Origin of the sequence: Achromobacter sp. EB05 (assembly GCF_044232075.1) — a bacterium.
GTDB lineage: Bacteria > Pseudomonadota > Gammaproteobacteria > Burkholderiales > Burkholderiaceae_B > Achromobacter > Achromobacter dolens.
The window spans coordinates 3739292-3759118 of the sequence record NZ_CP155917.1 but is presented as its reverse complement, the minus strand read 5'-3'; the positions used below and the strand labels follow the sequence as shown (position 1 = coordinate 3759118).

General features: G+C 69.4%; 16 protein-coding genes and 1 riboswitch. Of the genes, 9 read left to right on the top strand and 7 right to left on the bottom strand.

Annotated features, from left to right (window positions below; translation table 11 throughout):
• Nucleotides 1-331 precede the first annotated feature (331 nt).
• Both purL and AAID08_RS17015 read left to right on the top strand, forming a co-directional pair.
• Nucleotides 332-4381 carry a phosphoribosylformylglycinamidine synthase gene (gene purL, locus AAID08_RS17020; protein WP_395756691.1) on the top strand — a complete coding sequence of 1350 codons (4050 nt, stop codon included), beginning with the start codon at nucleotides 332-334 and terminating at the stop codon, nucleotides 4379-4381.
• A 272-nt stretch (nucleotides 4382-4653) separates the two neighbouring features.
• Complete coding sequence (locus tag AAID08_RS17015) at nucleotides 4654-6279, top strand: methyl-accepting chemotaxis protein (RefSeq protein WP_395756690.1); 1626 nt, start codon at nucleotides 4654-4656, stop codon at nucleotides 6277-6279.
• A gap of 77 nt (nucleotides 6280-6356) precedes the next feature.
• Here AAID08_RS17015 and AAID08_RS17010 read toward each other — a convergent pair whose 3' ends face one another.
• Complete coding sequence (locus AAID08_RS17010; RefSeq protein WP_395756689.1) at nucleotides 6357-7079, bottom strand: substrate binding domain-containing protein; 723 nt, start codon at nucleotides 7077-7079, stop codon at nucleotides 6357-6359.
• 36 nt (nucleotides 7080-7115) lie between these two features.
• Entirely contained in the window at nucleotides 7116-7889 is a 774-nt protein-coding gene (locus AAID08_RS17005; protein ID WP_064526836.1) for a MipA/OmpV family protein, read from the bottom strand.
• Between the two features lie 140 nt (nucleotides 7890-8029).
• Between AAID08_RS17005 and AAID08_RS17000 the strand changes: the two genes are divergently transcribed.
• The gene (locus AAID08_RS17000; protein ID WP_054502220.1) at nucleotides 8030-8698 is read left to right on the top strand and encodes a response regulator transcription factor; all 669 of its coding nucleotides are present in this window, start codon (nucleotides 8030-8032) and stop codon (nucleotides 8696-8698) included.
• A complete protein-coding gene (locus AAID08_RS16995) occupies nucleotides 8695-10053 on the top strand; it encodes an ATP-binding protein (RefSeq protein ID WP_175166786.1) in 1359 nt (452 codons plus the stop codon). Before AAID08_RS17000 ends, AAID08_RS16995 begins: the two co-directional genes overlap by 4 nt.
• A gap of 54 nt (nucleotides 10054-10107) precedes the next feature.
• On the opposite strand, the gene AAID08_RS16990 is transcribed toward AAID08_RS16995, so the two are convergent.
• Nucleotides 10108-11094 (bottom strand): Bug family tripartite tricarboxylate transporter substrate binding protein, encoded by a 987-nt coding sequence (locus tag AAID08_RS16990; RefSeq protein WP_395756688.1) that lies wholly within the window; start codon nucleotides 11092-11094, stop codon nucleotides 10108-10110.
• Nucleotides 11095-11112: 18 nt separating this feature from the next.
• Nucleotides 11113-12066, bottom strand: a complete 954-nt coding sequence (locus tag AAID08_RS16985; RefSeq protein ID WP_395756687.1) for an alpha/beta fold hydrolase — start codon at nucleotides 12064-12066, stop codon at nucleotides 11113-11115.
• Nucleotides 12067-12176: 110 nt separating this feature from the next.
• On the opposite strand from AAID08_RS16985, the gene AAID08_RS16980 reads away from it, so the two are divergent.
• Complete coding sequence (locus AAID08_RS16980; protein ID WP_144657909.1) at nucleotides 12177-13094, top strand: LysR family transcriptional regulator; 918 nt, start codon at nucleotides 12177-12179, stop codon at nucleotides 13092-13094.
• A 48-nt stretch (nucleotides 13095-13142) separates the two neighbouring features.
• Nucleotides 13143-14615 (top strand): M20 family metallopeptidase, encoded by a 1473-nt coding sequence (locus AAID08_RS16975; protein ID WP_020928243.1) that lies wholly within the window; start codon nucleotides 13143-13145, stop codon nucleotides 14613-14615.
• A gap of 45 nt (nucleotides 14616-14660) precedes the next feature.
• Here the strand turns inward: AAID08_RS16975 and AAID08_RS16970 are convergent, their stop codons facing one another.
• On the bottom strand, nucleotides 14661-15044 hold the full coding sequence (locus tag AAID08_RS16970; protein WP_064526829.1) for a hypothetical protein: 384 nt from the start codon (nucleotides 15042-15044) through the stop codon (nucleotides 14661-14663).
• Nucleotides 15045-15172: 128 nt separating this feature from the next.
• Complete coding sequence (crcB, locus tag AAID08_RS16965) at nucleotides 15173-15544, bottom strand: fluoride efflux transporter CrcB (protein WP_395756686.1); 372 nt, start codon at nucleotides 15542-15544, stop codon at nucleotides 15173-15175.
• 163 nt (nucleotides 15545-15707) lie between these two features.
• Nucleotides 15708-15771, bottom strand: a riboswitch (Fluoride riboswitch).
• A 104-nt stretch (nucleotides 15772-15875) separates the two neighbouring features.
• On the opposite strand from crcB, the gene AAID08_RS16960 reads away from it, so the two are divergent.
• The 3 genes from AAID08_RS16960 (at nucleotide 15876) to AAID08_RS16950 (ending at nucleotide 18981) form a co-directional block, all read left to right on the top strand.
• A complete protein-coding gene (locus AAID08_RS16960; RefSeq protein ID WP_054502228.1) occupies nucleotides 15876-16433 on the top strand; it encodes a DUF1415 domain-containing protein in 558 nt (185 codons plus the stop codon).
• A 247-nt stretch (nucleotides 16434-16680) separates the two neighbouring features.
• Entirely contained in the window at nucleotides 16681-17673 is a 993-nt protein-coding gene (locus AAID08_RS16955) for a tripartite tricarboxylate transporter substrate binding protein (protein WP_054445107.1), read from the top strand.
• A 9-nt stretch (nucleotides 17674-17682) separates the two neighbouring features.
• Complete coding sequence (locus tag AAID08_RS16950; protein WP_395756685.1) at nucleotides 17683-18981, top strand: alpha/beta fold hydrolase; 1299 nt, start codon at nucleotides 17683-17685, stop codon at nucleotides 18979-18981.
• 83 nt (nucleotides 18982-19064) lie between these two features.
• Here AAID08_RS16950 and AAID08_RS16945 read toward each other — a convergent pair whose 3' ends face one another.
• On the bottom strand, nucleotides 19065-19823 hold the full coding sequence (locus AAID08_RS16945) for a SapC family protein (RefSeq protein ID WP_054502231.1): 759 nt from the start codon (nucleotides 19821-19823) through the stop codon (nucleotides 19065-19067).
• Between the last annotated feature and the right edge of the window lie 4 nt (nucleotides 19824-19827).

Genomic DNA, 19827 nt, shown 5'->3' with positions numbered 1-19827 from the left:
GTATGGGGTCGCTGCATCCTACCGTCGGGGCGGAAGGGCGGGTGTTCGTGTTTTCCCGCGCTGCGGTATGGCCGCAACATGGTGCATCGCAATAGCCGGGGTGCTGGGGCGGGCCTTGGGCCCGCCATAATCCGCGCGGGCGGCAAGGCTTTGCGCGCCATATTGCTGTGCAGCAGGCCCCGCGCCTCGTCGCGGAATTCTTTTGTAACAATGACCAAAGCCGGACGAATTCGGGCCGGATCGGGACAGGGCCGTGCTTCCGTCCGGGAAAACCCGCCAAGCGGGGTAAAATCCTGTTTTTGCTTCCCTCCTTATATACGGCGCCCGCATCGTGTCCCTTGTTCAGCATCTGCCTGGTTCCTCCGTCCTGTCCTCCTTTCGTCGTGACCGCCTGCTGGCGCAACTGAAGGAAGCCGGCCTGCCGGTGGCCGACATTTCCGCCCGCTACGAGCACTTCGTCAGCACCGACGCCGCCCTGACGGCCGAGCAGCAGCAGCACCTGGCCCAATTGCTGGACTACGGCACCCCCGCCACCGGCGAGGCGCCGGCCAAGAGCCTGGCGCTGCTGGTGATCCCGCGCCTGGGCACGATCTCGCCGTGGGCCAGCAAGGCCACAGACATCGCCCACAACTGTGGCTTGTCGGCCGTGCACCGCATCGAACGCGGCGTGCGCTACGTCATCACGCCCGAACGCGGCCTGCTGGGCAGCAAGACCTTCGACGCCGACATGCTGGCGCGCGCGGCCGACTGCCTGCACGACCGCATGACCGAAACCGTGGTCGACGCCAGCTTCGACGGCCAGGCGCTGTTCCAGCCGCTGGCCGGCAAGCCGATGCGCACGGTCGACGTGCAGGCGCGCGGCGCCGCCGCCCTGGTCGAGGCCAACAGCACGCTGGGCCTGGCCCTGTCCGATGACGAGATCGAATACCTGGCCAAGTCGTTCAGCGACCTGGGCCGCGATCCCACCGACGTCGAACTGATGATGTTCGCGCAGGCCAACAGCGAACACTGCCGCCACAAGATCTTCAACGCCCAGTGGGTGATCGACGGCCAGGAGCAGCCCAACACGCTGTTCGGCATGATCCGCGCCACCCACAAGGCGCAGCCGGAAGGCACCGTGGTGGCCTACTCGGACAACGCCGCCATCATGGCCGGCGGCCCGGCGCAGCGCTTCCAGGCCGGCGTGCCCGGGGTGACGGGCGAGGGCGTGGATGGCGCCAAGTACATCCGCCGCGACACCACCGTGCACACCCTGATGAAGGTCGAGACGCACAACCACCCGACCGCGATCGCGCCGTTCCCCGGCGCCTCGACCGGCGCCGGCGGCGAAATCCGCGACGAAGGCGCCACCGGCCGCGGCTCCAAGCCCAAGGCCGGCCTGACCGGTTTCACCGTCTCGCACCTGCGCTTCGACGACGCCACGCAGCCCTGGGAAGCCGACCACCACGGCCTGCCGGACCGCATCGCCTCGCCGCTGTCCATCATGATCGACGGCCCCATCGGCGGCGCCGCCTTCAACAACGAATTCGGCCGTCCCAACCTGCTGGGCTATTTCCGTTCGTTCGAGCAGACCGCCGGCGGCACCCGCTGGGGCTACCACAAGCCCATCATGATCGCGGGCGGCCTGGGCAGCATCGACGCCGGCCTGACGCACAAGGACGTGATTCCCCCCGGCGCGCTGCTGATCCAGTTGGGCGGCCCGGGTTTCCGCATCGGCATGGGCGGCGGCGCCGCCTCCAGCATCAGCATGGGCAGCAACTCGGCCGAGCTGGATTTCGACTCGGTCCAGCGCGGCAACCCCGAATTGGAACGCCGCGCCCAGGAGGTCATCGACCGCTGCTGGCAGCAGGCCGAGAACAACCCCATCATCGCCATCCATGACGTCGGCGCGGGCGGCCTGTCCAACGCCTTCCCGGAACTGGTCAACGACGCCGGCCGTGGCGCCATCTTCGATCTGAAGCGCGTGCCGCTGGAAGAATCCGGCCTGTCGCCCGCCGAGATCTGGAGCAATGAATCGCAGGAACGCTACGTCCTGTCGATCCTGCCCAAGGACCTGGAGCGCTTTGACGCCATCGCGCGCCGCGAACGCTGCCCCTACGCGGTGGTCGGCGTGGCCACCGAAGAACGCCAACTGCGCGTGGTCGACGGCGAGGGCCTGCCCGGCCTGGACACGATCCGTCCGCAGGGCGAGGCCGAGGTGCGTCCGGTCGACGTGCCGATCGACGTCATCCTGGGCAAGCCGCCGCGCATGACGCGCGACGTGCGCCGCATGCCGGGCGTGTCCGAGCCGCTCGACCTGGCCGGCATCGACCTGACCGAAGCGGCCTACCGCGTGCTGCGCCACCCCACGGTGGCCAACAAGTCGTTCCTCATCACCATCGGCGACCGCACCGTCGGCGGCCTCTCCAGCCGCGACCAGATGGTCGGCCCGTGGCAGGTGCCGGTGGCCGACTGCGCCGTCACCCTGGCTGACTACCAGGGCTTCCGCGGCGAAGCCATGGCCATGGGCGAACGCACCCCCATCGCCATGCTGAACGCGCCGGCCTCCGGCCGCATGGCCGTGGCCGAGGCCCTGACCAACCTGGCCGCCGCCGACGTGGCGCGCCTGGAAGACATCAAGCTGTCCGCCAACTGGATGGCCGCCTGCGGCGTCGAGGGCCAGGACGCCGCGCTGTACGACACCGTGTCGGCCGTCAGCGAGCTGTGCCAGGCCGCCGGCCTGTCGATCCCGGTGGGCAAGGACTCGCTGTCCATGAAGACCTCCTGGGAACAGGACGGCGAGCAGCGCCAGGTGGTGGCGCCGGTGTCGCTGATCGTCACGGCCTTCGCGCCGGTCGGCGACGTGCGCGCCAGCCTCACGCCGCAACTGCGCACCGACGCCGGCGACAGCGTGCTGATCCTGATCGACCTGGGCCGTGGCCTGCACCGCATGGGCGGCTCGATCCTGGCGCAGACCTACAACCAGGTCGGCGAGACCGTGCCGGACATCGACTCGCCCGAAGCGCTGCGCGCCTTCTTCGTCACCATCCGCACCCTGGCCGAGGCCGGCACCATCCTGGCCTACCACGACCGCTCCGACGGCGGCCTGTTCGCCACTTTGGTGGAAATGGCCTTCGCCGGCCGCACCGGCATCTCGGTCAACCTCGACATGCTGACCTTCGACCCGCAATCGGCCGATTGGGGCGACTACAAGATCCGTCCGGAACAGGTGGCGGTGCAGCGCGACGAACTGACGCTCAAGGCGCTGTTCGCCGAGGAAGCCGGCGCCGTCATCCAGGTGCCGGCCGCCCAGCGCGACGCCGTCATGCAGGTGCTGCGCGGCGCCGGCCTGTCGGCCCACTCGCACGTCATCGGCGGCCTGAACGGCGGCGACGAGGTCGAGTTCTACCGCGACGGCAAGAAGGTCTGGGGCCAGCCGCGCGCCGACCTCGGCCGCGCCTGGAGCGAAGTCTCCTACCGCATCATGGCGCGCCGCGACAACCCGGCCTGCGCCCAGGCCGAGCTGGACGTCTGGAACGACACGCAGGATCCGGGCATGAGCCCGAACGTGGCCTTCGACCCGCAGGAAGACGTGGCCGCGCCGTTCATCAACAGCGGCAAGCGCCCGCGCGTGGCGATCCTGCGCGAGCAGGGCTGCAACAGCCAGGTGGAAATGGGCTGGGCCTTCGACACCGCCGGCTTTGACGCGGTCGACGTGCACATGACCGACCTGCTGTCGGGCCGTGTCGACCTGGCGCAGGTGCAGGGCCTGGTGGCCGTGGGCGGCTTCAGCTACGGCGACGTGCTGGGCGCCGGCGAGGGCTGGGCCCGCACCATCCGCTTCAACAGCAAGCTGTCGGATCAGTTCGCGGCGTATTTCGCCCGCCCCGACACCTTCGCGCTGGGCGTGTGCAACGGCTGCCAGATGATGGCCGCGCTGGCCCCGATGATCCCCGGCGCCGAGCACTGGCCGCGCTTCACCCGCAACCTGTCCGAGAAGTACGAGGCGCGTCTGTCGATGGTCGAGCTGGCCAAGTCGCCGTCGATCTTCTTTGCCGGCATGGAAGGCGCGCGCATCCCGGTCGCGGTGGCGCACGGCGAAGGCTACGCCGACTTCTCGCAGCAGGGCGACGCCGGCCGCGTGCTGGCAGCGGCGCGCTACATCGACAACCGCGGCAACGCCACCGAGGCCTATCCGTTCAACCCGAACGGCAGCCCGGGCGGCCTGACCTCCGTCACCACCGCCGACGGCCGCTTCACCGTGATGATGCCGCACCCGGAACGCGTGACCCGCAACGTCATGATGTCGTGGGCGCCCGAGAAGTGGGGCAACGCCGACAGCGGCGGCCAGTTCAGCCCGTGGATGCGCATTTTCCGCAACGCGCGCGCCTGGCTGAAATAAGAAGCGCCTCAGCCCGCGCGTGTCGCGCGGGCTGCCCCCGAGAGGCCATGCGTCACGCAGGACATGGCCCACCTGGCAAAGCCCCACCGGTTTCGGTGGGGCTTTTTTCATGCGAGCAACGCGCGGCGGCCGGGGAGGCTCGCCGGTATTCGCTCCGTTGCTGTAATCGGTGCTGTAACCCAATGAGATATTTAACTTTTCATTGCAATAAGCCGTAAACAGGAGGACAGCCGCCCGCGGCGGCCTCCTGCAAACCCCGAGTGGCCCTCCCCATGTTCAAGAATCTGAGTATCCGCGCCGTCCTGACGACCGCGCTCTGTATCTTTTTCGCCCTTTTCCTGGTCACCGGCATCGCCGTCTACCAACAACTGACCTCCAACCGCAGCTCGATCGAGGTGATGCTGGACACCAACCTGGTGCGCGCCAACGCGGTCGACTCGGCCGGGGCCGAGCTGCTGCGCGCGCGTCTGGTGCTGCTGGCGGCCCAGACCACCTTGCTGGAAGGCAAGAGCATCGACAGCCTGGCCAGCATGCAGCGCCTGGACGGCTACACCAAGAAGGCCGCCGACCTGATCCAGAGCGCGCGCCAGAATCCCGAAACGTCGCCGGTGGGCAAGCCCTTGTTCGACGAGGCGCTGGCCGCCTATGAGGTCTACCAGCGCGACGCGATCACGCCGATGATCGCCGCGATCCGCGCCGGCAAGGCGCAGGACGCCAGCCGCCTGAACCTGGAAAAGGTCACGCCGCTGGGCATCGCCTTCACCCAGGCGATCCAGAAGTACGTGGACTTCGCCGACGAAATCGGCAAGCGCGTGGCGCGCGAAGCCAACGCCCGCATCAACGGCGCTATCGCCTTCCTGATCGGCCTGCTGGTGGTGGTGGCGGTGCTGGTGGTGGGCCTGTACGCGGTGTTCGCGCGCTCGGTGTTCCGGCCGCTGCACGAGGCCGGCCGCCTGTTCGATCGCATCGCCGGCGGCGACCTGACCAACCGCATCGAGCAGCGCGGCAACAACGAAATCGGCGTGCTGTACGCGGCGGTCAAGCGCATGCAGGACAGCCTGGCGCGCACCGTGGCCGCCGTGCGCCAGGGCGTGGAAGAGATCCACACCGGTTCGCGCGAGATCGCGGCCGGCAACATCGACCTGTCCTCGCGCACCGAGCAGCAGGCCGCTTCGCTGGAAGAAACCGCCGCCAGCATGGACGAGTTGTCGTCCACCGTGAAGAACAACGCCGACAGCTCGCGCAACGCCTCGCAATTGGCGACGGCGGCGTCCGACGTGGCCACCCGCGGCGGCCAGGCGGTGGGCGATGTGGTCGGCACCATGCGCGCCATCGCCGACAGCTCCAACCGCATCGCCGACATCGTCGGCGTGATCGACGGCATCGCCTTCCAGACCAACATCCTGGCGTTGAATGCCGCGGTGGAAGCGGCCCGCGCCGGCGAGCAGGGCAAGGGTTTCGCGGTGGTGGCCAGCGAAGTGCGCGCGCTGGCGCAGCGCAGCGGCCAGGCCGCCAAGGAGATCAAGGGCCTGATCGACGACTCCGTGCAGAAGGTCTCGATCGGCTCCGACCAGGTCGAAGCGGCCGGCGCCACCATGCAGGAGATTGTGACCTCGGTGCGCCGCGTGACGGACATCATCAACGAAATCTCCAGTGCCTCCGAAGAGCAGTCGCAGGGCATCGAGCAGGTGAACCAGGCGGTGTCGCAGATGGACAGCGTGACGCAGCAGAACGCCGCGCTGGTCGAACAGGCCGCCGCGTCGGCCGCCTCGCTCGAAGCGCAGGCGCAACGCCTGCGCGAAGCGGTGGCGGTGTTCAAGCTGCAGACCGGCCGGGTGATCGACGCCGAGGCGCCGGCCTTGGGCCGCGGCGCCGAGCCGGCGCTGATCGCCGCCTGAATCGCCGTCCTTCGGGGCGCGGGACGCCTGTGCGTGCCGCGTCTTGTTGATGAGGTGGCGCCGCGCCGCCGTTGCGGTCAGTCCGCCAGCGCCTGCGTCAGGTGCGCGATCAAGGCGCGGGTGCGCACCGGCAGCCGGGGTGCGCTGGTCAACGCGTACAACGCCACCGGCTCCAGTTCCCAATCCGGCAGCACTGCGACCAGCCCGGGCGCGGCCTCGCGCAGCGGCGCGATGCCGGCGCCGCGCGCGGCCAACTGCCGCGCCATCTCGGGATCATCCACGCAATAGCGTTCGCGCGTCATGACGACGGCGCGGTCCTGGCCGCGCCGCAGTTGCCAGCGCGCGGGCGCGCCGTTGTCGTCGGCATGCACGCCAATGCAGTCGTGCGCCGCCAGATCGGCCGGGCGTTCCGGCGCCGACCGTCGCGCCAGATACTCGGGGGCGGCATACAGGCGGGCGCGCAGGGCGCCCAAGCGATGCGCCAGCCAGGACGGGTCGCAGGGCGGTTCCAGCCGGATCGTCAGATCGGCGCCGTCCGGCGCCGGGGATGCGGCCGGCGTCACGCTCAATTGGAACCGCAGGCCGGGATGGCGTGCCGCGAAGGCCGCCAGCAAGGGCGCCAGCGCCTGCCGGGTGCGGGCGTCGGGCAGGTCCACGCGCAGCAGCCCGGCGTCGCGGCCCGCGCTGGCCGCCTGGCGCGGCGGCGGCGTCAGTGGAATGCCCAGCGCCGCGGCGGCGCGGCCGAAAGCCCCGACGCTGGTGACCTTGGCGAACACTTCCATCCTGGGCAGCGGTGTCATGGCGCGGGTTTCCTTGGAAGGCGCGGCCGGGGCCGCTCAGAAGGCGTAGACCACGCCGACGCTGCCGAACAGGTTGGCGCGGCGCTCGGTCAGCGGGCTGTCGCGTGCGTCGCCCAGCAGCGTGTTCACGCCCAGCGTGGTGATGGTGCTCCAGCTCGGGTTGATGCGGTACGACCAGGTGGTGAACAGCGCCGCCGACTTGAAGCCGGAGGACGGCGAGTAGGTCGACAGCCCGGCGCGGCTGCTGGCGGCCTGCGAGGAGGTGACGCCGTACCAGGTCTGCATGGCGTCGTGGCTGGCCCACTGCGTGCTGGCGCCGATATTGACGCGATGGGCGCCGTCCTGCCAGGCGGCGTAGGTGGCGCGCAGTTCGAGCGTGCCGCCGTAGCCGCTGCGCGCGGCCTGGCGGTAGGCGGCGCCCAGGGACAGTGGGCCGGGCGCCCATTCGACGAAGGCGCCGTAGGTGCCGTGGAAATCGATGTCGTCCAGGCCCTTGGTGCGGTCGGCGTCGCTGGAATCGCGGCCCAGGCCCATGCCGACGAACACGCCCGCCTTCCAGTCGGGCGCCAGTGCGGTCTGCAGGCCCATCGCAGGCAGGCCGGCGCGTGGCGAGATGAAGAAGTTGCCCGAGTGGTAGTTGACCAACGGCACCGGCAGGGCGCGGTATTCGCGCGACCCTTCGTAGACCGGCACGTAGCCGACGCTCAATCCGATGAAATTGGTGCCAGGTTGATCGGCCTGGGCCGGGGCGGCGGCGCAGGCCAGGGTGGCGGCCGTGGCGGCGCCAGTTGCTAACATAGCCAGCTTCATTGCGGGAACTTTCCTTTCTCGTGGGCGGGCGCCCGGCGATGGCCGGAGCGCGGCAAGGCGCCATTGTCGGGGCCGGCTTTTAAAAATTCTTTAAATCCGGGGCGGCACAATGCGACGCCATGGAGAGTCAGGGAGCGTTCTTGCAAGTTCTACTGGTGGAAGACGATGCGATGCTGGGAGACGCCTTGCGCGCCAGCATGGCGCAGGCCGGCATGCGCGTGGACTGGGTGCGCGACGTGCCCGAGGCCCGGCTGGCGCTGGTCGACCACGGCTACGGCGCCGTGCTGCTCGACCTGGGGCTGCCCGGCGGCAGCGGCCTGGCCGTGCTCAAGCACCTGCGCGGGCGCTACGACGCCACGCCGGTGCTCATCATCACCGCGCGCGACCGCCTGAGCGAGCGGGTGCAGGGGCTGGACGCCGGCGCCGACGACTATATCGTCAAGCCGTTCCAGCTCGACGAGCTGCTGGCCCGGCTGCGCGCCGTCGTGCGCCGCAGCAGCAATTCGGTGGTCTCGGTGCTGCGCTGCCGCGATGTGTCGCTGGATCCGGCGCGGCGGGTGGTGACCCGCGCGGGCGCCGAGGTGACGCTCAGCGCCAGCGAATACCGCACCCTGCTGGCGCTGATGGAGCGCGCCGGCCAGACCGTCAGCCGGGAGCAGTTGGAATCCGCCGTCTATGGCGGCAGCGGCACGATCGAAAGCAACACCGTGGCGGTGTACGTGCACCAATTGCGGCGCAAGCTGGGCGAGGACCTGGTTGCCACCGTGCACGGGCTGGGCTATCGCATTGCCGGCGGGGACGCGCCGTGAAGACGCTGCGCAAGCGCCTGACCGTCACGCTGTTGCTGACCCTGCTGCTGACCTGGGCGGCGGTGTTCCTGTTCCAGCAGCACGCGATGACGGAGGCCCGCACCGGCATCCGCGACCAGGCGCTGGTGGACTCGGCCAACCAGACCATCCTGTCGCTGCGCCGCAGCCTGCTCGAGGAACGGCCGGACGAGCGCTTCGAACTGCCGCCGTCCAGCCATTTCCGTGGCGAGCGCGCCTCGGTGCAGATCTGGTCGCTGGCCGACCGGCGCCTGGCGCTGCGTTCGCCGGAATCGCCGGCCCAGCCGCTCAATCCGCATTTCGATGATGGCTTCCGCGACAGTGTGATCGACGGCAGGCGCTGGCGCGTGTATTCGCTCAGCGACGCCTCCGGTCAGGTGCAGGTGCAGTTGGCCCGCGCCGACAGCGTGCTGCGGGCCGAAACGGTGGCCGCCTTCAAGCGCGGCCTGGTCATCGTCACCGCCTTGTTCCTGCTGCTGGCGGCGGCCACCTGGATCGTGGTGCGCCAGGCCTTCCGGCCGGTCAACCAGGCCGGCGAAGCGATCCTGCGGCGCGCGCCGTTCGATCTGGCGCCCCTGCCGCTGGACCGCCTGCCGGGCGAATTGCATCCCTATGTGCAGTCCATCAATGCCCTGTTGCTGCGCCTGCAGGCCGCCATGGACCACGAGCGCCGCTTCCTGGCCGACGCCGCGCACGAACTGCGCACGCCGCTGGCCGCGCTCGGCGCCCAGACCGAAGTGCTGCTGCAACGCATCGCCGACACGCCGGCCGCCGACGCCGCCCTGCAATTGCGCGCGGTGGCGCAGCGCACCGCGCGCCTGGCCGAGCAATTGCTGGACCAGGCCCGCATGGACGCGGCCAGCGAATCCGACGCGGATTCCGGACCGGTGGCGCTGGATACGCTGGTGGTGCTGCTGGTGCGCGATTGCGAGGCGGCCGCGGCGCGCAAGCGCCAGCGCATCCTGCTGGACGTGCAGGCCTGCGGCGCGCGCGGCGACATGGACACGCTGGGGGTGCTGGTGCGCAACCTGCTCGACAACGCCCTGCGCTACACCCCCGAGGGCGGGCAGATCGCGGTGTCCTGCGGGCCGGACGAATCCGGCAGGGCCTGGCTGCGGGTGGCCGACGACGGTCCCGGCATCGCGCCGGCCGAACGCGCGCGGGTGTTCGACCGCTTCTACCGCGCCCCGGGCGCCAATGGCGGCGGCAGCGGCATCGGCCTGTCGCTGGTGGCGCAGATCGCCGCGCGCCATGGCGCCGTGGTGGTTTTCACCCCCGGCCTGAACGGCCGGGGGATCGGCCTGATGGTCACCTTTCCCGCGGCCGCCGCGACATGAAAAAGGCCGGCGCAAATCGCCGGCCCGCGAAACAGGCGCCGTGGCGCGCGGGGCTTACTGATCCAGTTGGATCTTGGCGTCGGCCGCCACGTTCTTCCACTTCTTCACGTCGCTGGCGATCACGTTCTTGAACGCTTCGGACGTGCCGGCCACCACCGTGCCGCCCAGGCTGGCCAGCTTGGCCTTGACCTCGGGGTTGTTGAGCGCCTTGACCGAGGCGTCGTGCAGCTTCTGCGTCACGTCCGCCGGCAGGCCCTTGGGCGCCAGCAGGCCGTTCCAGGCGTTGGCCTCGTAGCGCGGCAGGCCGGCTTCCTTGAAGGTCGGCGTGTCGGGCAGTTCGGGCGAACGGGTGTCGGCGGCGATGGCGATGGGGAGGATCTGGCCGCCCTTGATGTACGGCAGCGAGGCCGGCACCGGCTCCCAGATCATCGAGACCTGACCGCTGATGACGTCGGTGAAGGCCGGGCCGGCGCCACGGTAGGCGATGTGCATGAGCTTGGCGCCCGTCATCGACTTCATCAGTTCCATCGCCAGGTTGCCCAGGCCGCCCGCGCCCGACGAGGCGTAGGTGTACTTGTCCGGGTTGGCCTTGGCGGCGGCGATCAGGCCGTTCAGGTCGGCGGCGGGGAAGTCCTTGGTCACGCTCAGCACGCCCGGCACGGTCACCAGTTGCGTGATGGCGGTGAAGTCCTGCACCGCGTCGTAGGTCAGGTTCTTGTACACCGCCGGGTTGGTGCCGTGGGTGCTGGACGAGGCCAGCAGCAGGATGTAGCCGTCGGGCGCGGCGTCGGCCACGAAGCGGGTGCCGATCGAGCCGCCCGCGCCGGCCTTGTTCTCGACCACCACGGTGGCGCCCAGCTCGGTGCCCAGTTGCGCGGCGAACACGCGGCCGATGATGTCGGCGGTGCCGCCGGGGGCGAACGGCACGATCAGGCGCACGGGCTTGTTGGGGTAGTCGGCCTGCTGCGCCGAGGCCGCGCCCGCGATCAGCGAGGCGCCGCTCAGCAACGCGACGGCGATTGCGGTTTTGGTTAGTTTCATGGTGTCTCCAGGCGAAGGTTAGTCGAGGCCGTTGAGCCAGTCGACGATGAGTTCGGCGATGCGGTCGCTGTTGCGGTCCAGCATGCAGAAATGGGAATTGCCGGCGATGCCCGCTGCGGGCAGGTCCAGCACGTCGGCGCGGCGGCCGGCCCGCCGCAGGGCGTCCCAGTAGGCGTCGGTCTGGGCGCGGTAGCGTTGCCAGGTGTCGTGGTGGTCGAAGTGGTCGCCCCATACCAGCAGGTGCGGGGGCAGGGGGCCGTCGACCAGTCCGGGCGTGCCGGTGGGTTCCACCGCCACCACCGCGCGAATCGGACCGGGGCATGCGCGCGCTAACTGCGTGGCGTAGCCGCCGCCCTGGCTGTGGCCGATGACGATGCAGGGGCCGGCCAGATCGAGCAGTTCGCGATAGGCGTCCAGCGCCATGGCGTCATGCGCCAGCCAGCGCGGCACGAACTGCTTGGCGAAGGTGTCGAAGGCCTCGGTGGGGAATTGCTGCGCCGCATGGATACGGCGCGGCTGGCCGGCGGGCGCGTAGCCGCCGGCCGGGCCGACGCGGAACAGGTGCCAGGCTTCTTCCTTGGAACGGAATATTGGCGCCGCGTCGTAGATCTGCGGGTACATCGCCCACGAGGCGCGGCCGCGCTCGGGCGCGTCGGCCACGAACACGTCATAGCCGGATTGCAGCAGCCGCCATAGCCAGCCCTGGCGGCCGTCCGGGGTGCTCTCCCATTGCGCGCCGGTCATGCCGCCGCCGTGCCACAGCAGCACCGGATGCGGGTGGCGCGGCTCGGCCAGGCGGTATTCCTGCACATAGAGCTGGCCGGCGCAGTAGCTGCCGTTCATGTCGATGGCGCGCGCGGCGCCGTTGCCCACCACCTGCCTGCGCAGCACCGGCAGTCCGCTGGCCGCGACCTCGCGGCCGCCCAGGAAGTGGCTGCGCAGGGATTTCAGCAGGATCGGGGCGTCGGACATCGGCATCTCCAGGGAACGCCGTAATACTAGTTGTAACAAGCGCGGGGTTTGTGCAAAATGTGCAGGGCCTGTGCCGATACGGCACAGCCACACAAGAAGAGGGGAGACGGATGGATATCAAGTGGCTGGAGGACTTCGTGGCGCTGTCGAAGGCGCGCAACCTGTTCCAGGCGGCCGAGGCGCGCAACGTCACGCATCCGGCCTTCGGGCGCCGCATCAAGGCGCTGGAGGACTGGGCCGGCGTGCCGCTGGTCGAGCGCGGCCACCAGGTGTCGACGCTGAACGCGGCCGGACGCAGCATGCTGGCGGCGGCCATCGACGTGCTGGACATCCTGCGCGAGACGCGCCAGGGCCTGCAGAAGCCGGAACAGGAGCGTGTCCGCCGCATCGCCATCGCCTCCGGCAAGACGCTGGCGCATTCGGTGCTGCCGGGGCTGATGGCCAGGGTGCAGCAGGGCATGCAGCCGTTCCAGTTGAAGGTGGTCACCACCACGCTCAACTTTGGCATCGACATGCTGGCCGACGGCGAGGTCGATTTCCTGCTGTGCCACGCGCACGAGCCGCTGTACGCGCAGATCGACAACCCCAACTACCGCTTTCGCCGGGTCGGCGCCGACAAGCTGGTGGCGGTCAGCGCGCCGCTGGCGCCGGGCAGCCGCCATCCGCGCCATGCCGTGCCCAAGCTGGCCTCGGATCCGGCCGTGCCGTTCCTGGCCTACGCCGACAGCATGTCGCTGGGCCGCATCCTGCGCGATCGCCTGCGCGGCCTGTGCGTGCCGGCGCGGTTGCAGGCCATGTATGAATCCGACCTGGCGGACGCGCTGCATGCCATGGCGCGGCAGGGCTTCGGCCTGGCGTGGCTGCCCCACACGCTGGTCGAATCCGACCTGCGCGCCGGCGCCCTGGTGCGCGCCGACAGCGCGCGCAACGACATCCACATGGAGATCCGGCTGTACCAGTCGGTGGCCAACGCCAAGCCGCTGGCGCGCCAGGTATGGGGGCGGATCGAGGCCTACGCGGCGCGCTAGGCATAAAATAGAGGATTATTCCGCTTCCCGACCACAGGATCCCGCGCCATGAACGCACGCATCCCCGACGACGCACTTCCTCCTACCCTCGATCCGAAGGCTCTGCAGGCTTTTGTGGACGACAAGTGGGACAACGAGATCATCCCCGCGCTGACCGACTACATCGCCATCCCGGCCAAGAGCCCGGCGTTCGACGCCGACTGGGAAAAGAACGCGTTCATCGAGCGCGTGGTGCGCGACGCGGCGCAGTGGGTCGAAGCCCAGAAGGTCTCGGGCCTGAAGCTGGAAGTGGTGCGCCTGCCCGGCCGCACGCCGGTGATCTTCTTTGACGCGCCCGCCACCCGCAGCGACAACGGCGACACCGTGCTGCTGTACGGCCACCTGGACAAGCAGCCGGAATTCTCGGGCTGGCGCGCCGGCCTCGGCCCCTGGACCCCCAAGTACGAAGATGGCAAGCTCTACGGCCGCGGCGGCGCCGACGACGGCTACGCCGTGTACGCCTCGCTCACCGCCATCATGGCGCTGGACAAGCAGGGCATCCCGCGGCCGCGCTGCGTGGGCATCGTCGAGACCTGTGAGGAATCCGGCAGCTACGACCTGCTGCCCTATGTCGACGCGCTGCGTGACCGCCTGGGCAACGTGGCCCTGGTGGTGTGCCTGGATTCGGGCGCCGGCAACTACGACCAGTTGTGGATGACCACCTCGCTGCGCGGCATGGTGTCGGGCACGCTGGAAGTGCAGGTGCTGGACGAAGGCGTGCACTCGGGTGACTCCAGCGGCGTGGTGCCGTCGTCGTTCCGCATCCTGCGCCATCTGCTGGACCGCCTCGAAGACAGCGCCACCGGCCGCCTGCTGCCGCAGAGCCTGCACTGCGAAATTCCCGCCGACCGCATCGAACAGGTGCACGCCACCGCCCGCATCCTGGGCGACGAAGTGTGGCGCCGCTTCCCCTGGAGCTGCGGCGCCGACGGCGGCTTCGTGCTGCCCATGACGACCGAGCCGGAACAGGCCCTGTTGAACCGCACCTGGCGCCCGACGCTGTCGGTGACCGGCGCCGAAGGCCTGCCGCCGCTGTCCAGCGCCGGCAACGTGCTGCGCCCGCGCACCGCCTTCAAGCTGTCGCTGCGCCTGCCGCCGCTGGTCGACGCCGTCGCCGCCTCGGAGGAAATCAAGGCCCTGCTGGAAGCCGACGCGCCCTACAACGCCAAGGTCCTCTTCAAGGCCAACGAAGGCGCCGCCACCGGCTGGAACGCGCCGGCCTCGGCGCCGTGGCTGACCCAGGCGCTGGATGCCGCCTCGCAGCAGTACTATGGCGCGCCCTGCGGCTACATCGGCCAGGGCGGCACCATTCCGCTGATGAGCATGCTGCAGAAGGGCTTCCCCAAGGCCCAGTTCATGGTGTGCGGCGTGCTGGGCCCCAAGTCCAACGCCCACGGCCCGAATGAATTCCTGCACGTGCCCTACGGCAAGAAGCTGACCGCCGCGGTCGCGCAGACCATGGCGGCGATGCCGGCGGCCTGATCGGCGTTGGCGGATGAAAGAAAGCCCGGCCTGGCCGGGCTTTTTTCATGGCGTCGGATGCGCTGCCGAGAGCCGCGCCGATGGGCGGAACACGACGCGCATGGCTGTCTCGGACGTCACCCGCAGGAGTACGTCGCAGCGGGGGCGGGTGAATCGTTGCGCGATCCGCCGCAGTAATGCCCATAGGCCGCTCAGGATGAAGACGGTGTCCGTGATCGGGTTGGGAATGAATGAGAGGGGGGCCGTATTTTGGGGCGCGATCTGTACTACGCTGTACAGGCCGTCCGTCGCCAGCAGCGCCTGCATGCGTCGCGTCAGCATATCCATGGCGCTGATGTTCTCGACGTAGAAGTTCTCGCGTTGCCGCAGCAGCATCACCAGTTCATCGTCGGACAGGCGGTTGGCGAAATAGGTGAGCGCGATGGCCATCCGTTTCTCTCGTGGTAGTCGTGGCGCCACTCTAGCGCGGCCCCGTCGCGCGGTGCCACAGGCTCCGGCAATGTCGGACGGAGGGTGGATGGCGAGCGCGGCCGTCAACGGCGCCCCGGCCGCCGCCGTCACAGCGTCCGCGCCAGCGCCATCGCCCCGAACAGCGCCGCCAGCCCCAACCCGAGCGAGAGGCCGGCGTACAGCAGCGCGGTGCCGATGCGACCCTGTTCCACATGCAGCGCGGTCTCCAGCGCGAAGGTCGAAAAGGTGGTGAAGCCGCCGACAATGCCGGTGGTCAGGAACAGCCGGGTCGGCTGCGACACCGAGAACTTCAGCGCCAGCAGTTCGGTGATCAGCCCCATGACGAAGCAGCCGATCACGTTGGTGACCAGGGTGGCGTAGGGGAAGGCGATCCAGCCCAGGCGCAACGCGGCCAGGCTCATGCCGTAGCGGGCGGCCGAGCCGAGGCCGCCACCGATGAAAACCAGCAATAGATTCAAGATTTCTCTCCAGGTGAAACGATGGAGAGCAACAGCCTGGGGCTTGTCCACGGACCGCGCCGGTTGAAGGCGCGGGCGGCCTGCGACGAGGTCGCGGCCCGAAAAACAAGAAACCCGCCGCGGCGGGTTTTGTCCGGACGGCACCCGCTGCGGGCATGTTGCCCGGTCAGCAGGAGCCATCAGCCGAGGGATCGGCGGTTTTGGGAAGCTCCATTCCCATTGCGATCGATTGTATCCCAGGCGCGGCGGCAGGGCGTTGGCCCAGGGTGAACCCGGTCGCGGGGCCTTCCACCGGGTCGCCTATACTCGCGTTTTGCCAGGATGACCCGCCATGATTTCCACTTCCGACGCCTACGCCAACGTGGTTGCCGAAACCCGCCATTGGCTCACCCAGGCCGTGATCGGCCTGAATCTCTGTCCGTTCGCCAAGGCGGTTCAGGTCAAGGACCAGATCCGCTTTGCCGTCAGCGATGCGACCGACGCCGAGGGCGTCCTGACCGACCTGCAGGACGAGCTGGCCTTGCTGGCCGAGGCCGATCCGGAAAAGATCGACACCACGCTGCTGATCATTCCCGACGCGCTCGATGATTTCCTGGAGTTCAACGACTTCGAGGACCTGTCGGACCGCCTGCTCAAGCGCATGCGTCTGGTGGGCGAGCTGCAAGTGGCCACGTTCCACCCCCGGTTCCAGTTCGCCGACACCCAGCCGGACGATATCGAGAACTACACCAACCGCTCGCCATATCCCATCCTGCACCTGCTGCGTGAAGACAGCATCGACCGCGCGGTCGAGTCCTTCCCTGACGCCGCCGAGATTTACGAGAAGAACATCGACACGATGCAGCGGCTGGGCCTGGAAGGCTGGAAGCGGTTGATGAGCAAGTCCTGAGGCGGGCTTTGCTCAGGTTCCAGGCGGGCCTCTCCGGCGCGGGGCCGCGCAGGCGCGCGGCGTGGGGGCGAACCCGGCACCGGGATATCCCTAGATAGCCCCCGCGCCATATTGCATACAAGATACCGTCATTGAGACCCCCCGCCGTTCGGCGGGCGGCCTGTGCTTCCTTCCCCCTTGTTCATCGCATGGCTCGCGCGGCCGCCTGTCGCGCGGTCGTCGTGCGCGCCTGTCTGGAGAGAGCCTTATGCCGTTCACCCGCCGCCACGCCCTGGGCGCGCTTGCCGCGCTGCCGTTGATGCCTCGCCTGGCGCATGCCCAGGCCCAGGCCGATTTCCCCACCCGCCCCGTGCGCCTGCTGGTCGGCTTCGCGCCCGGCGGCCTGACCGACATCGCCGCGCGCGCGCTGGCCGAACGCATGGGCAAGGTCCTGAAGGGCAACGTGGTGGTCGAGAACCGGCCGGGCGGCCAGGCCATCATCGCCACGGTTGCGGTGGCGCGGGCCGAGCCGGACGGCTACACGCTGGGCTTTGCCGGCACCAACGGCATGATCCTGAACCCCTTGCTCTACAACAACCTGCCGTACCAGCAGTCGGACTTCAAGCAGTTGGGGTCGATGGGCAAGTCGCCGATGCTGCTGATCGTGCATCCGGCGCTGGGCGTCAAGAACGTGCAGGAATTCATCGCGCTGGCCAAGAAGAAGCCGGGCGACATCACCTGCGCCCATGCCGGGCGCGGCGTCATCAACCACCTGGCGCTGCTGCACTTCCAGTCCAAGACCGGCACGCAGTTCCAGGACGTGCCCTACAAGGGCAGCGGCCCGGCGCTGCTGGACCTGATGGCCGGCACGGTGCAGAGCACCTTCGATTTCCCGACCTCGGCGCTGCCCAACATCCAGTCGGGCAAGCTGCAGGTGCTGGCGGTGACGGCCGACCGGCGCCTGTCGAGCCTGCCCGACGTGCCGACCATGAAAGAGGCCGGCGTCGATGGCTTCGAGCTGTACACCCGCATGATGATCTCGGGCCCGGCGGCGATGCCGGCGGCGGTCGCCGCGACGCTGGAGAACGCGGTGCGCGAAGGCACGCGCGACCCCAGCCTGGTCAAGCAGTTCGCCGAGCAGGGGGTGACCGTGGAGTTCACCTCGTCGGCCGACCTGGACCGGGTCATCGCCGAAGAGTCCGCCATGTGGGCCGGCGTGATCCGCGCCAACAACGTGCCCAAGACCGACCTGAAAGGCTGAGGACGCGCAATGACCGAACAAGCCCGCATCACCGTCAGCCCCGAATCCGCGCTGATCGACGTGCCGCGCGAGATCCGCATCGACGGCTTTCCCGCCTACGCCTTCGTCACCGTCACGGCCCGCATGTCGATGAGCGGCGTGCCGTGGCGCTCGCAGGCGGTGTTCATGGCCGGCCACGACGGCAGCCTGGACCTGGCGCGCGATTGCCCGGTGTCCGGCAGCTATGCCGAGCCGTCCGCCATGGGACTGGTGTGGTCGATGACCTGCGAGGAGATGGACCGGGTGGTGTTTCCGCCCGATCGCACCGAGCCGCTGGTGATTGACCTGCACGCCACCGACGGCCAGCGTGAGGCCGCCGCGCGGCTGGTGCAGACCTTCGTGGCCGAGGGCGTCACGCACCGCGCGGTGCGCGAGCAGGTCGGCGGCATGACGCTGTCGGGCGAGCTCTACACGCCCGCCGGCCCCGGCCCGCATCCGCTGGTGATCTACATGAACGGCTCGTCCGGCGGCGTCAACGCGCCGCGCGCGGCGCTGTTCGCGGCCCGCGGCTACCAGTGCCTGGCGCTGGCCATCTTCAACCACGATGGCCGGCCCAAGTACCTGAACGACATGCCGCTGGAATATTTCGAGCAGGCGCTGCGCTGGGCCCGCGCCGAGCTCAAGCCGCGCGATGGTTTCGTGGCGCTGTCCGGCATCAGCCGCGGCGGCGAGACCTCATTGCTCGTGGCGTCGCACTATCCCGACCTGGTGAGCGCGGTGGTGGCCTACGTGCCGTCGCCGGTGACGCATGGCGTGGTCAGCGCCGGCGAGCCGGGCACGGGACGCAATGCGCAGGTCTGGCGCAAGGGCGGCGAACCCTTGCCGCACCTGTGGCAGGACAACCCCAGCGCCGATTGGGAGGCGGCCTACGCCTCGGATCCACCCTACCGGCAGACCCATGCGTTCCTGAGCGCCAGCCGCGATGCCGCCGCGTTCGAACGCGCCCGCATCCCGGTGGAACGCTATCCGGGCCCGGTGCTGCTGGTGAGCGCGTCGGACGACGGCTTCTGGCCCAGCACCGCGTATTCCGAGATCGTCATGCGCCAGCGCGAGGCGCACGGGCTGCCCACGTCGCATTACGTCTGCAAGGGGGCGGGGCATCACGTGCACTATCCGTGCCTGCCGGCCACGCTGATCAGCAAGCCGCACGCCATGTCCGGCCTGTTGCTGGACGCGGGCGGCACGCCGCCGGCCAACGCTGCCGGCAATGAGGGATCCTATCGCGCGGTGCTGGCCTTCCTGGCGCGCGCGACCGGGCAAGGCCAGTAACGCGCACGGCCCCGACCGGCGAGGCCGGCGGGGCCGTGGGGCGCGGGCTGGCGCATGCGCCGGCCCGCGGGCGTTCCAGAAGATCATGCCTCGGCGGCGGCTTCCTCGGTCGCGGCGACCGGCTGCACCTGGTCGATCAGGCTGGGCCAGGTGTTGATCGACAGCAGGTGGCAATAGACCAGCGGCAGCCAGCCATTGGCGCGCCAGCGCAGGAATTCCGCTTCCGGCAGCTTGTTGAACTTGGCTTCGTCGATCACCTTGAAGCCGGACATGGCCAGGCGCTGGCCGTCGGCCAGGGTGATGTCGGCGCGGTTCTCGATCAGCAGGTCGGCGTCGGCCAGGGCGCGCGCGAATTCCAGCGTGTAGGCGTGTTGGTTCTGGTAGTCGCGGCAGAATTCCAGGGCGCTGCGGGCCAGCGCGGTCGGCTCGCCGGCCTCGTCGAAGAACGGGTTGTCACGGCCTTCGACCACCGAGGCGGCCTTCTCGTCGACGCACAGCGTGTACTGGCTGCGGTCTTCGTTCTCCATGAAGATGAAGGGATAGCGGCGCACGTAGGCCGGGATGTAGGTGCCGGGGCGCCATTGGCCCTGCGCGTCGACGAACAGGTTTTCCTGGCCGCGCACGCCCAGCACCGCGACCGGCGTGGGCTGTTCGCCATCGGTGAAGACGATGGGGAAGTGGCGGCACGCGGTCGGCAGCTCGGTGGCGACCAGCGGCACCGCGTTGGTCCTGGCGGCGTAGGCGAAGCCGGTGTTGCCGGCCAGCGACAGGTTGGCGTGCGCGCCGGCGGCGAGCGGACGGGGTTGCTCGTAGAAGAGGGGAAGCGAGGTTTGCGTCGTCATGGTG